14 protein-coding genes and 1 pseudogene are annotated in these 12,465 nt (G+C 76.3%); 8 read left to right on the top strand and 7 right to left on the bottom strand.

Annotated elements, in window-relative coordinates:
• Positions 1-12: 12 nt before the first annotated feature.
• Positions 13-1,032, bottom strand: a complete 1,020-nt coding sequence (locus OU787_RS00440) for a phosphotransferase family protein (protein WP_268658113.1) — start codon at positions 1,030-1,032, stop codon at positions 13-15.
• Positions 1,029-1,409 carry a MerR family transcriptional regulator gene (locus OU787_RS00435; RefSeq protein ID WP_030461069.1) on the bottom strand — a complete coding sequence of 127 codons (381 nt, stop codon included), beginning with the start codon at positions 1,407-1,409 and terminating at the stop codon, positions 1,029-1,031. Before OU787_RS00435 ends, OU787_RS00440 begins: the two co-directional genes overlap by 4 nt.
• A gap of 60 nt (positions 1,410-1,469) precedes the next feature.
• On the opposite strand from OU787_RS00435, the gene OU787_RS00430 reads away from it, so the two are divergent.
• Positions 1,470-2,438, top strand: a complete 969-nt coding sequence (locus tag OU787_RS00430) for an imine reductase family protein (protein WP_268658112.1) — start codon at positions 1,470-1,472, stop codon at positions 2,436-2,438.
• Here OU787_RS00430 and OU787_RS00425 read toward each other — a convergent pair.
• Complete coding sequence (locus tag OU787_RS00425; protein WP_030461071.1) at positions 2,428-3,012, bottom strand: TMEM165/GDT1 family protein; 585 nt, start codon at positions 3,010-3,012, stop codon at positions 2,428-2,430. The genes OU787_RS00430 and OU787_RS00425 overlap by 11 nt on opposite strands.
• A 569-nt stretch (positions 3,013-3,581) precedes the next feature.
• Here OU787_RS00425 and OU787_RS00420 point away from each other — a divergent pair.
• Genes OU787_RS00420 through OU787_RS00410 form a run of 3 tightly spaced genes read left to right on the top strand, consistent with a single transcriptional unit; the run spans position 3,582 to position 5,686 of the window.
• Entirely contained in the window at positions 3,582-4,772 is a 1,191-nt protein-coding gene (locus OU787_RS00420) for a cytochrome P450 (RefSeq protein WP_030461072.1), read from the top strand.
• Between the two features lie 26 nt (positions 4,773-4,798).
• Positions 4,799-5,005, top strand: a complete 207-nt coding sequence (locus OU787_RS00415; RefSeq protein ID WP_030461073.1) for a ferredoxin — start codon at positions 4,799-4,801, stop codon at positions 5,003-5,005.
• Between the two features lie 42 nt (positions 5,006-5,047).
• Positions 5,048-5,686, top strand: coding sequence for an AAA family ATPase (locus OU787_RS00410; protein WP_051817102.1), 639 nt, complete (start codon positions 5,048-5,050; stop codon positions 5,684-5,686).
• 7 nt (positions 5,687-5,693) lie between these two features.
• Here the strand turns inward: OU787_RS00410 and OU787_RS00405 are convergent, their stop codons facing one another.
• Complete coding sequence (locus OU787_RS00405) at positions 5,694-6,323, bottom strand: MBL fold metallo-hydrolase (protein ID WP_030461075.1); 630 nt, start codon at positions 6,321-6,323, stop codon at positions 5,694-5,696.
• Positions 6,323-7,408, bottom strand: coding sequence for an S-(hydroxymethyl)mycothiol dehydrogenase (locus tag OU787_RS00400; RefSeq protein ID WP_268658111.1), 1,086 nt, complete (start codon positions 7,406-7,408; stop codon positions 6,323-6,325). Before OU787_RS00400 ends, OU787_RS00405 begins: the two co-directional genes overlap by 1 nt.
• A 314-nt stretch (positions 7,409-7,722) precedes the next feature.
• Between OU787_RS00400 and OU787_RS00395 the strand changes: the two genes are divergently transcribed.
• Positions 7,723-8,127 carry an SsgA family sporulation/cell division regulator gene (locus OU787_RS00395; protein ID WP_051817103.1) on the top strand — a complete coding sequence of 135 codons (405 nt, stop codon included), beginning with the start codon at positions 7,723-7,725 and terminating at the stop codon, positions 8,125-8,127.
• Between the two features lie 42 nt (positions 8,128-8,169).
• Here the strand turns inward: OU787_RS00395 and OU787_RS00390 are convergent, their stop codons facing one another.
• On the bottom strand, positions 8,170-8,826 hold the full coding sequence (locus OU787_RS00390) for a fasciclin domain-containing protein (RefSeq protein WP_268658110.1): 657 nt from the start codon (positions 8,824-8,826) through the stop codon (positions 8,170-8,172).
• A 414-nt stretch (positions 8,827-9,240) separates the two neighbouring features.
• On the opposite strand from OU787_RS00390, the gene sigK reads away from it, so the two are divergent.
• The 3 genes and pseudogenes from sigK to OU787_RS00375 all read left to right on the top strand — a co-directional run bounded on the left by sigK (position 9,241) and on the right by OU787_RS00375 (position 11,208).
• The gene (gene sigK, locus OU787_RS00385) at positions 9,241-9,828 is read left to right on the top strand and encodes an ECF RNA polymerase sigma factor SigK (protein ID WP_051818208.1); all 588 of its coding nucleotides are present in this window, start codon (positions 9,241-9,243) and stop codon (positions 9,826-9,828) included.
• Positions 9,825-10,609 (top strand): annotated as a pseudogene (locus OU787_RS00380) (anti-sigma factor domain-containing protein). The gene sigK and the pseudogene OU787_RS00380 overlap by 4 nt, the downstream one beginning before the upstream one ends.
• Before the next feature lie 143 nt (positions 10,610-10,752).
• Complete coding sequence (locus tag OU787_RS00375; protein WP_030464463.1) at positions 10,753-11,208, top strand: hypothetical protein; 456 nt, start codon at positions 10,753-10,755, stop codon at positions 11,206-11,208.
• Between the two features lie 472 nt (positions 11,209-11,680).
• Here the strand turns inward: OU787_RS00375 and OU787_RS00370 are convergent, their stop codons facing one another.
• A complete protein-coding gene (locus OU787_RS00370; RefSeq protein WP_268661768.1) occupies positions 11,681-12,430 on the bottom strand; it encodes a DUF1295 domain-containing protein in 750 nt (249 codons plus the stop codon).
• Positions 12,431-12,465 lie beyond the last annotated feature (35 nt).

Here is a 12,465-nt window from a genome sequence, read left to right as displayed (position 1 = left end):
CACCGCCAGGCGTCAGGCCCGGTACGCGAGGGCCTGGCGCAGGTGGTGGTCGGCGACGTCCAGCATCCACTGGCGGTCGGGGAAGTCGCCGGCGGCGATCCGCAGCGGGCCGCCGACCAGGTCCAGGTGCATGGCGTACCGGTAGAAGGCGAGGCGGCGCGGGTCGAGGCCGGGGTCGCGCAGCGCCTCGTAGTGCCCGCGGTGCGCGTCGAAGCGCATCCGCAGCCAGCAGTGCTCCACCTCGGGGTCCGCGTACAGCAGGCCCTCGACGTCGATCAGCACGGGCTCGCCGTCCGGCCCGACCAGGACGTGCTCGGGGCCCAGTTCGCCGTGCACCACGCCGAGTCCGGCGCGCGGCTCGACCCCGGCGTACAGGGCGTGCAGCCGGTCGGTCAGGGCGGACTCGGCCGCGGCGGCCCGCGGGTCGTGCGCGACCGCGGTCGAGAGGTTGACCAACGCCCGTTCCAGGTAGCCCCGTTCGCAGCTGTCGCCGGTCGGCGCGCCGCCGCCGTCGAGCCACGCCACCCGCCCGAACGCGGGCGCGCGGTGGGCGTGCATCAGCCGCAGGGCCCCGGCGAGCCGCCCGAGGGTGCGCCGCCCGGCGGCCGGGTCGCGCTCCAGCAGGTCCTGCAGCGTTCCGCCGCGGACGTCCTCGGCGACGGCGACGTCCGCCGGGTACAGCCCGCGGCCGCGGTCGGTGAACAGCAGGCGCGGCGCGCGGGCGCCGACGGCCGCCAGCCGCCGGGTGGCGCCTTCGAGCAGGTCGAGCCCGGAGGCGTGCGAGAACGGGTTCGCCGGGTCGTCGTGGCCGTCCGGGAGCAGGCCGTCCCAGTAGTCCTCGTCGGCGCTCCACAGGTAGACGACCGCGCTGGTGGCGTCGTCCAGCACGACCCGGTAGACGCCCTTCTTGCTGCCGCCGCGCAGCCGTTCGACGGCGGCGATCCGGCGGGCGGCGCCGAAGACCTCCCGCACGACGGGGGCCAGCGAGCGGGCGTCGGCGAACGCGCGGCCCCGGGCCGGTCCGGCGCTCACGCGGCCGACCGGCCTTCCCCGGCGGGCGCGAGGGGGAGGCCGACCAGGGAGTCGAGGACGGTGCGGGCGGCGAGCAGGTCGTCGATCGCCGCGGTGAGGCGGCGGCGTTCGGCGGCCAGGCCGGACAGCAGCTCCGGGCAGGAGCCGGTGAGGACCACGGTGTCGTCGGCCAGGCAGGGCAGGATCTCGGCGACGAGGGCGCTGTTCAGGCCGGCGGAGAGCAGCACCCGGATGCGGCGCACGGTGGGCACCGAGCGCTCCCCGTAGTCCCGGTAGCCGTTGGGGAGCCGCTCCGGCACCAGCAGGCCCTGTTCCTCGTAGTAGCGCAGCGCGCGGCGGCTGGCGCCGGTGCGCTCGGACAGTTCCCCGATTCGCATGCGGCGTAGTCCAGCAGCGACTTGACCTTCACGTCAACGTGAGGGCCTAGCGTCCCGGCCATGACGCGGAACACGAGGGACGACGGGAAGGGCGGTACGGCGGTGGCCGTGCTGGGGCTGGGGCCGATGGGGCGGGCGCTGGCCGCCGCGTTCGGGGCGGCCGGGCACCGGGTGACGGTGTGGAACCGCACGCCCGGCAAGGCCGCGGGGCTGCCGGTGGAGGTGGCGGGCAGCGTCGCCGGGGCGGTGGCGGCGGGGACGGTGGTGGTCGCCTGCCTGGCGCACCGGGAGGCGCTGGAGCAGGTGCTGGCGCAGGCGCCGGACGGCTGGGAGGGCCGGACGCTGGTGAACCTGACCAGCGGCCCGCCGGACGGGGCCCGCCGGCTGGCCGGGTGGGCGGCCCGGCGCGGGGCGGCGTACCTGGACGGGGCGGTCCTCACCCCGACCCGGACGATCGGGACGCCCGGTGCGACGGTGCTGGTCAGCGGCCCGGCGGAGGTGTTCGGGGCGGTGCGCGGCACGCTGGCCGCGACCGGCGGCGCGGTGCTCCACCTCGGGGCGGAGGTCGGGCTGGCGGGTGCTCACGAGACGGCGCTGCTGGACCTGTTCGCCACCTCGGTGCACGGGCTGGCGCACGCCTTCGCGCTGGCCGCCGCCGAGGGCATCGACCCGGGCCGGTTCGCGCCGCTGGCCGCCGGGATCGGCGACCTGCTGGCCGTCCTGGCCGCCGACTTCGCCGAGCAGCTGGCCGCCGGGAGCTTCCCCGGCACCCGCTCCACCCTCGCCGCCGCCCGCTCCGGCCTCACCCACGCCCTGGACGCCTCCGCCCGGCACGGCCTGGACACCGGCGTGCTGGCCGCGGCCCGCTCCGGCCTGGACCGGGCACTGGCGGCCGGCCACGGCGCGGAGGGCCTGGCCCGGCTGGCCGCGGTGCTGGCCGAGCCCGTCGCCCGGCCGGCGGACGAGGGGCCCGGGGCCGAGCGGGACGCGGCCGGCCGGGCGCAGGGGACGGGTGCGGTCAGCCGGTGAGGGCCTCGACCAGGGTCCAGGTGGCCAGGACGGCCATGCACAGGCCGCCGACGCGCTGCACGGTGCGCAGCGGAACCCGCTTGGCGATGAAGCGGCCGACCAGCAGGGCGAGGGCGGAGACGGACATCAGGGCGGCGGCGGAGCCGATCGCGGTGGGCAGCCAGCCGTTGGTGGCGGCGAGGTTGGCGGTGGTGATCTGGGTCAGGTCGCCCCACTCGCCGATGAAGACGGTGGTGAACGCCGTGGCCCAGACCGGCCAGAAACCGGTGACGGTCCGCGCGCCGCCCTCCTCGCCGTCCTCGTCGCCGCCCGAGCGCAGCAGCACGAACGCGCCGAAGCCGAACAGCGCGGCGGAGACCAGCTTGACGGCCAGGCCGGGCAGCAGGCCCAGCAGGCTGCCCGCGCCGACGGCGATCGCCACGTGCACGACGAACGCGGCCGAGGTGCCGAACCAGACGTACAGCGGGCGCATGCGGGTGCCCATGGCCAGGGAGGCGAACATCGTCTTGTCGGGGAGTTCGGCCAGGAAGATCAGCCCGAAGGCGGTGAGCATCGCCAGGGGGTCGAAGGACATCGCGGTGCTTTCTGCAGGGGCCGGGCCGCGGGCTCGAACGGCACCGGGCGGGCGACGGGCGAACCTCTCGGCCCGGCACGACGAGACCTGCCGCACGGTGGTGCGGCAGGGGCGTGCACGGGGCCGAAGGTCTCGTCCGTCGCGGCAGTGGCCTGCTGCGACCCACGGGCCGGGACGGGCGTGCCGTCCAGTGTGTCGACCGGTGGTGTTTCGGGACTACTCCCCTTCGCGGTGCCGAGTGTAAGGGATCGGCAAAGCCGAGGTAAAGCCCGGTCGGGGGCGGGGAGGTGGCCCGTTCTCGACCGCCCGGGCGGGCCGGCCGCCGCCCCGCCGGGCACGGACCCGCCTGGTGGGTGCCGGGCCCGGCCGCCCGCGGTGGCGGTCGGGGCACGCCGGAATCCGGACAGAATCCGCTCCGGCGGCCGGGCGTCCTTTCCGTGGACACGGAACGCGAGTTAGCGTGACCGTGAGTTAGTTGCCCGAGGCACTCAATTGTCGGGCCGCCCTGCCGCACCCCGCCCCCGCCCGGGCCCGGACGGCAGCGCCCGGCCCCGGGAAGGGACCCCAGCATGGCCACTGCCGCCACCACCTCCCACCCCGCACCGCGCGGCGCCTGCCCGTTCGCGCCGCCGCCCGCCTACCAGCAGGCCCAGCAGGACGAGCCCGTCACCCGGGTCGCCCTCTGGGACGACAGCCCCTGCTGGCTGATCACCCGCTACCAGGACGCCCGCGCCGTCCTCGCCGACCCCCGCTTCAGCGCCGACGCCACCCGCCCCGGCTTCCCCTTCCTCACCGCCGCCGCCCGCCAACTCAGCGTCGGCAAGACCTCGTTCATCCGGATGGACGACCCCGAGCACGCCCACCTGCGCCGGATGCTCACCGGCGACTTCACCCTCCGCAAGACCGCCGCGCTGCGCCCCGCCGTCCAGCAGGCCGCCGACGAGCTGTTCGACCGGATGACCACCGGCCGCACCGCCGCCGACCTGGTCGCCGAGTTCGCCCTCCCGCTGCCCTCCCTGGTGATCTGCCTGCTGCTCGGCGTCCCCTACCAGGACCACGAGTTCTTCCAGCGCTGCAGCCGCACCCTGCTGCACCGCGCCAGCACCGTGGCGGAGGTGGCCGCCGCCCAGGACAGCCTGACCACCTACCTCGACACCCTCACCGAGAGCAAGCGCACCGACCCCGACGACGGCATCCTCAGCCGCCTGGTCGCCCGCGGCGAACTCCCCACCGAGGAGATCGGCGCCATGGGCCGCCTGCTGCTCATCGCCGGCCACGAGACCACCGCCAACATGACCGCCCTCTCCGTCCTCGCCCTGCTGCGCCACCCCGACCAGCTCGCCCACCTGCGCGCCCACCCCGACTCCACGCCCGCCGCCGTCGAGGAACTGCTGCGCTGGCTCAGCATCGTGCAGACCGGCGTCGTCCGGGTCGCCGTCGAGGACGCCGAGGTCGGCGGCGTGCTGATCCGGGCCGGCGAGGGCGTCATCTGCCAGATCAACACCGCCAACCGCGACGACGAGCGCTACCCCGACGGCGACGCCCTCGACCTCACCCGCGACACCCGCCGCCACCTCGCCTTCGGCTTCGGCGTCCACCAGTGCCTCGGCCAGCCGCTGGCCCGGCTCGAACTCGAGATCGCCCTCGACACCCTGCTGCGCCGCCTGCCCGACCTGCACCTGGCCGTGCCCTTCGAGGAGATCCGCTTCCGCCACGAGATGACCGTCTACGGCGTCGAGTCCCTCCCGGTCGCCTGGTGACCGCCCACCCCCCGAAAGGAACCGCCATGCTCGTCCACGTCGAGCCGGACCGGTGCTGCGGCTCCGGGCAGTGCGTCCTCGCCGCCCCCGAGGTGTTCGACCAGAACGACGAGGACGGCACCGTCGTCCTGCTCCAGGCCAGCCCGCCCGCCGACCTGGTCCGCGAGGTCGCCGACGCCGTCGCCGCCTGCCCCGGAGGGGCGATCCGGCTGGAGGAGGGAGTGCCCCGGTAGGCTGCCGGGCGGACGAGCGGGAACGACCGGGGGAGCGGGCACGTGCAGGTCACCGGGTACGCCCCGGACGCGGTCGCCGACCTGCGCGGCCGCCCCGGCGGGCCGCTGGAGCTCCGCTACGGGCCGGACGCGGTCGTGGTGGTCGGCGGCGTCCCCGGCAGCGGCAAGTCCACCCTGCTGCGCCGCTGGGACGCCCCCGCCGCCCTGATCGACCCGCGCACCACCCGGCTCGCCTGCCAGGCCCGGATGCCCGCCGCCCTGCCCTACCCGCTCTACCGCCCCGCCGTCCGCCTGCTGCACCTGCTGCGCACCCGCGCCGCGTTCCGCCGCCCCGGGCCGCTGCTGGTGCACGACTGCGGCAGCCGCTGGTGGATGCGCCGGGCCCTGGCGCACTGGGCCCGGCGGGCCGGACGCGAACTGCACGTGGTGCTGCTCGCCGTCCGCCCCGCCGAGGCCCTGGCCGGGCAGCACGCCCGGGCCCGCACCGCCGCCCCGCGCACCTTCCGGCTGCACGTGCGGCGCACCGCCCGGCTGCTGGCCGCGCTCGAACGGGACGGGCGGGCGGCGTTCCCCGGCGCCCGGTCGGTGCTGCTGGCCGACGCGGCCTCCCGCGAACGGCTGGCCGGCATCCGGTTCGGCGCCGCGGAACCGGCCGGGGCCGGGGCCGAGGACGCGGGCTGACGGCCGGTCAGTGGCCGCGGGCGATCCACTCCGCCAGGTGCGGGGCCTCCGCGCCGACGGTCGTCGAGTCGCCGTGGCCGGTGCGCACCACCGTCTCCGGCGGCAGGGTCAGCAGCCGCTCGCGGATCGAGGCGACGATGGTCGGGAAGTCCGAGAACGACCGGCCGGTGGCGCCCGGGCCGCCCGCGAACAGGGTGTCGCCGGTGAAGACGGTGCCCAGCCCGGGGGCGTACAGGCTGACCGCGCCCGGGCTGTGGCCCGGGGTGTGCAGCACCGTCAGCACCGTGCCCGCGACCGCGATCTCCTGACCGTCCGCCAACGGGCCGTCCGGCGCCCGGTCCGGGTGGGTCTGCCGCCACAGCACCTCGTCCGCCGGGTGCAGCAGCACCGGCGCGCCGGTCAGGTCCGACAGCTCGGGCGCCGCGTCCACGTGGTCGTTGTGGGCGTGGGTGGAGACCACCGCCAGCAGCCGCCGGCCGCCCAGCGCCTCCTTGATCGCCGCCGCGTCGTGCGCCGCGTCGATCACCACCGCCTCGGTGTCGTCGCCGACGATCCACACGTTGTTGTCGACCTGCCAGGTGCCGCCGTCCAGGCTGAACTCGCCCGAGGTGACCAGCTGTTCGATCCGGGCCGCCATCAGAACACCACCACCGAGCGCAGCACCTCGCCGCGCTGCATCCGGGCGAACGCCTCCTCCACACCGTCCAGCGGAATCGTCTCGCTGACGAACGCGTCCAGGTCGAGGCGGCCCTGCAGGTACAGGTCGATCAGCATCGGGAAGTCCCGCTCCGGCAGGCAGTCCCCGTACCAGGACGACTTCAGCGCGCCGCCGCGCCCGAACACGTCCAGCAGCGGCAGCTCCAGCGTCATCTCCGGCGTCGGCACGCCGACCAGCACCACGGTGCCCGCCAGGTCGCGGGCGTAGAACGCCTGCCGGTACGTCTCCGGGCGGCCCACCGCCTCGATCACCACGTCCGCGCCGTGGCCGCCGGTCAGGCCGCGGATCGCCTCCACCGGGTCCACCGCACGGGAGTTGACGGTGTGGGTGGCGCCCAGGCGCTGCGCGGTGGCGAGCTTGCGGTCGTCCACGTCCACCGCGATGATCGTGCCCGCGCCGGCCAGCCGGGAGCCGACCACCGCCGCGTTGCCCACGCCGCCGCAGCCGATCACCGCGACGCTGTCGCCCCGGCCCACCTGCCCGGTGTTGATCGCCGCGCCCAGGCCCGCCATCACGCCGCAGCCCAGCAGGCCGGCCGCCGCCGGGGACGCCGCCGGGTCGACCTTGGTGCACTGGCCGGCCGCGACCAGCGTCTTCTCCGCGAACGCGCCGATGCCCAGCGCCGGGGACAGCTCGGTGCCGTCCTCCAGCGTCATCTTCTGCTTCGCGTTGTGGGTGGCGAAGCAGTACCACGGCCGGCCGCGCTTGCAGGCCCGGCAACGTCCGCACACCGCACGCCAGTTGAGGACGACGAAGTCACCCGGCGCGAGGTCCTCGACGCCCTCGCCGACCGACTCCACCACGCCCGCCGCCTCGTGCCCCAGCAGGAACGGGAACTCGTCGTTGATCCCGCCCTCCCGGTAGTGCAGGTCCGTGTGGCACACCCCGCACGCCTGCACCCGCACCACCGCCTCACCCGGCCCCGGATCCGGCACCACGACGGGAACCACCTCCACCGGTGCACCCTTCGCCCGCGCGATCACACCCCGGACAACCTGAGCCATGTCCCGTACCCGTCCTCTGCTCGGCACTCGATCCACGGCGGCACCCGGCCTCGGGCCCGCCCAGCAGCGAACTTACGCCGTTCCGGGACGGAAGTCGCCCGTCCATGCCCGCCCCCGGTTCCCGCACCGGCGTCGAGGAACCCGTTCGAACCCGTCCCGCCGCCACCGGGTTCGGCCGTTCGTGTGGTGGGTGGAGGACATCGGTGAAGGTTCTGCGTCGATCGGCGGATCGCCGGGCCGGGCGGGTAGTCGGGGTCCTGCCGTCAGCTTTCGGCACCGCCCACCGCCGTCACCCGGAAGGAAGGCCGCCCCGCATGGCCGTCGCCACCTGCTGGTCCACCGCCGTCACGCTCCCGCACAGCCCGCACCCCGACCTGGCGGTGGAGGCCGGGCTGCACTTCGACTCCTCGCTCCCGTACGCGGTCCGGCTGGTGTTCCCGCCGGTCGGCCGGGTCGGCGCCGTGGAATGGGTGTTCGGCCGCGACCTGCTCAACGAGGGCCGCCTCGCCCCCGCCGGACACGGCGACGTCACCGTCCGCCCCGGCGCCGACGGCGAGGTGCTGGTCACCCTGCACGGCGGCACCGGGGCGGCGGTGGTCAACATCCCGGCCGAGATCGTCACCGGCTTCCTGCTCGAGTGCTACACGCTCGTCCCGGCCGGCCGCGAACACGAGCACCTGGACCTCGACGGCCTGATCGCCCGGCTGGGGACGGCCTGACCCGACGGGGTGCCAGGCCGCCGGGCGATCAGGCGCCGGCTGTCAGGAGGTGGGCATCAGGACGGTGTCGACGATGTAGACGGTGGCGTTGGCGGTCTGGACGTTGCCGCACAGGACCTTGGAGTTGGTGTTGACGGTGAAGTCGGGCTGGGTGCCGGTGACGGTGAGGTCGCTGCCTTCGAGGGTCTTGTGGGTGCCGGCGAGGGCGGTGGGGGCGAGGCGTTCGGGGGTGACGTGGTAGGTGAGGACCTTGGTGAGCTTGGCCTTGTCGGCGAGCAGGGCGTCCAGGTCGGCCTTGGGGATCTTGGCGAAGGCGTCGTTGGTGGGGGCGAAGACGGTGATGTTCTGGGCGGAGTTGAGGGTGTCGACCAGGCCGGCCTGCTTGACGGCGGTGACCAGGGTGGACAGCAGGGGGTTGTTGGAGGCGGCGGTGGCGACCGGGTCCTTGGCCATGCCGGTGAAGGATCCGGCGCCGTCCTTGGGGACGGCGGCGCAGGCCGCGCCGAACGGGGCGTCGGCCATCGCCGCCGAGGCGGTGGGGCTCGACATCGCGGCGGAGCTCGCGGCGGTCGCGCCGGTGGTGGCGGAGGACGAACTCGTACCGCCACCGCTGCTGCTGCACGCGCCCAGGGTCAGGGCCAGCGCACCGGCGGCGAGCAGTGCGGTGAAGGTGCGGCGGTTGCGGGTGGATGCGGACATGGCGGAGCTCTCCTCTGTGATGGGTGAAGGCGAAGCGGGTGTTCGGCAAAGTCGGTGACGGTCCGTCAGGCGACGGCGGCGTGCACCTCGATGCGGTCGGTGCCGGGTCGGCGCCGCGGCGGGTGGTGCTGGTCGGTCACACCCGGCATTCGGCGGGCGGTGGGACGCGGATTGGTGGCAGTTTCGGTGGCAGTTCCGGAACGGGCGGGGGAGGCGGCGGAGACGGCGCCGGGGGCGGGGCGCGCGGGTGCGGCGAAGTGGTCGGGGTCGGGGGCAATCCGGGACGGCGAGTGCGACGAAGAGGGGTGGAGTCGTGTTGTCGAATCGGTGCGGTCGGGGGTTCCGGCCGCCGTGGGAGGGTTCCGTGCGGGTGGTGCAGTGGCAGGGCAGGAGCGTTGTCGGTGGGGTGGCGGGGTGAACCACGTGGTGTCGTTGGCCCCGCCGCGGCGGCCCGGGCCGGATCTGCGGGAGTTGCTGGCGCGGGTGGTGCGGGGTGACCAGGATGCGTTCGAGGCGCTCTACGACGCCGTCTCCGGGCCGGTGTTCGGGCTGGTGCGGCGGGTGGTGCGGGACGCCGCGCAGTCCGAGGAGGTCGCGCAGGAGGTGCTGCTGGAGGTGTGGCGCACCGCGGCCCGGTACCGGGCGGACCGGGGCGAGGTGCTGCCCTGGGTGCTGACCATCGCCCACCGGCGGGCCGTCGACCGGGTCCGCTCCGCCCAGGCCGCCGCCGACCGGGACCGGCGGGTCGCGGCCGCCTCGCACGGCGGCACCCCCTACGACGAGGTCGCCGAACAGGTCGAGGGACGCCTGGAGCGTGAACAGGTGCGGCGCTGCCTGCGCACCCTGACCGAACTCCAGCGGGAGTCGCTGACCCTGGCCTACTACCGCGGCTACAGCTACCCGGAGGTGGCCCAGGTGCTCGGCGCCCCGCTCGGCACCGTCAAGACCCGGATGCGGGACGCGCTGATCCGGATGCGCGACTGCCTGGGGGTGGGCGCGTGAACGCCTTCCGCCCGCACACCGCCGACCGGCGCGCCCCCGACCCGCACACCCTGACCGGGGCGTACGCCGCGCACGCGCTGGACGCCGAGGAGAACGATGCCTTCGAACGCCACCTCGAGCACTGCCCGTCCTGCGCGCAGGAGACCGCGGAGTTCGCCGCCGCCCTGGCCCGGCTCGGGGCGGCCGAGACGGCGGCCCCGCCGCCGGCGCTGAAGGACCGGGTGCTGGCCGCGCTGCCGGGCGTCCGGCAGGAGGCCCCGCGGGTCGACGGCCCCGTCCCGCCGCGCACCCGCCCGGCCCGGCTGCGGCGCCGGTTCGCCCGCCGGGCACCGGGGTTGGCGCTCGCCGCCTGCCTCGCGCTGGCCCTCGGCGCGGGCGCCCTCGCCGTCCAGCAGCACCGGGAGGCCGAACGGGCCCGCGACCGGGTTGCCGCGCTCGCCCGCCAGCAGGAGTCCGTCACCGCGCTGCTCACCGCGCCGGACGCCCGCACCGCGACCGCCGCCACCGGCGGGGGCACCGCCACCGTCGTCTGGTCCGCCACCCGCGACCGGGCGGCCTGCTCGCCGCCGGCCTCCCCGCCCCGGGCCCCGGCCGCACCTACCAGCTCTGGTACGACGACGCGGGCACCATGCGTCCCGCCGGGCTGCTCCCCGCGGGCACCGGCACCCTGCTGCTCAGCGGCCCGCTGGACGGCGCGGCTGGCGTCGGCGTCACCCTCGAACCGGCCGGCGGCTCCCCGCACCCGACCGGCGCCCCGGTGCTGCTGCTGCCGTTCGCCTGAGCGGCCCGGCCCATCCGGCCCACCCGGCCCGGTCGACCGGACATCGGCCGGGCCGGGTGTGTCGGGTAGGGCGGGGGTGCTCCCGCGGGTAGGTTCCCGGGAGGGGCCACGGGGCGGGCCCCCACGGGGGAGGGGAGAACGCGATGGCGAACGAGGTGCCGTTCCGCGGCGCGGACCGGGAACGCCTGGCCGAACTGGCGTTGCGCGGCGCGGCCGGACTGCCGCCGGTCGAGGCGGGGGTGCGGCTGGCCTTCCAGGTCGAGGAGGTCGGCGACTGGCTGGTCGGCAACGGCTTCGTGCCGCTCGCCGAAGGGCCGGACGGCCCGTCCGCGACGGTCGACTTCCGGCGCGCGATGGACCGCCTCGGCCGCCCCCGGCAGGCCGGCCGGGCCGCCGCCCGGGACGTCCTCGGCGACCGGGCCAAAGCCGTCCTCACCGTCGCCGCCGGCCTGGCCGGGGTCCGCACCGGGCCGCTGCGCCACGCGATCGAAGGACTGACCCACCGGGAGGCCCGGCTGGTGGCCGAGGCGGTCATGCACGCGGCCGGCTTCCCGGACGCCTCCGCCGACCCCTACGGCCGGGCCGAGACGTCCGGCTGAGCCGGGGCAGCCGGCCGAGTGGGGGTGGGCAACGGCCCGGTGGGGTGGGGGAGGTGAGCGGGTCTCAGTCGTGTCGTCGGGGCGGGGAGCCCGTGCCGCCGCCGTCCGGCTGCGCCGAGGCGTCCGGCAGTGTCGGGGCGGTTGGCTGCGCCGAGATGTCTGATCGTGCGGGGGTGGGCAGCGGCCCGGCGTGGTGGCGGAGGTGAGCGGGTCTCAGTCGTGCGGTCGGGGCGGGGGGCCGTGCCGCCGTCGTCCGGCTGCGCCGAGGTGCCCGCTCGGGCGGGGGTGGGCGACGGCCCGGCGGGGTGGCGGAGGCGAGCGGGTCTCAGTCGTGCCGTCGGGGCGGGGAACCCGTGCCGCCGCCGTCCGGCTGCGCCGAGGCGTCCGGCAGTGTCGGGGCGGTTGGCTGCGCCGAGATGTCTGATCGTGCGGGGGTGGGCAACGGCCCGGCGCGGTGGGGGAGGTGAGCGTCTCAGTCGCGCCGCCGGCGGGGCGGGAGCGGTAGGAACGCGCTGGTGCGGGCCGTGTACGCGGCCCAGCCGGGGCGGTCGGAGCCGGACAGGTGGCGTTCCAGCATCGGCTTCCCGCTGCCGAAGGCCAGCAGCCAGGTCATCAGCAGCGGGCTGCCGACGAACGCCCAGCCGATCGGCGCGTCCGCGGCCAGCAGGAACAGGCCCCACCAGACGCAGGCGTCGCCGAAGTAGTTGGGGTGCCGGGTGTACCGCCACAGGCCGCGGTCCATCACCTGGCCACGGTGCGCCGGATCGGCCTTGAACCGGGCCAGTTGGGCGTCGCCGACCGCCTCGAAGAACAGGCCGACCGCCCACAGCGCCGTCCCCGCCCAGGCGGTGGGGCCGAGCGGACCGGGCAGGTACTGGGCGGCCAGCACGGGCAGCGAGACGAACCAGACCAGGGCGGCCTGCAGCAGGTAGACGATCCGCAGCGCGTACCGGGTGCGGGCCGGCCCGGCGGGGGCCCTGGCGAGCATCCGGGCGTAGCGCGGGTCCTCGGGCAGGCCGCGGGCCCGCCACCACAGGTGCGCGGACAGCCGCAGCCCCCAGAGCGCCACCAGGACGGTGGCCAGCGCCCGCCGCCCGCCGTCGCCGTACCCGGCGGAGAGCCCGCAGCCGGTCAGCGCGACGGCGGTGAACGCCAGGCCCCAGGCCGCGTCCACGCCCCGGTGGCGGCCGGTGCGCACCCCGACGGCGAACGCGCCCAGCATGACCAGCAGGGCCGCGCCCGCGGCGCAGGCCGCGC

The organism is Kitasatospora sp. YST-16 (genome assembly GCF_026802215.1).
Lineage (GTDB): Bacteria > Actinomycetota > Actinomycetes > Streptomycetales > Streptomycetaceae > Kitasatospora > Kitasatospora cineracea.
This window is presented reverse-complemented; position numbering and strand designations above follow the sequence as displayed.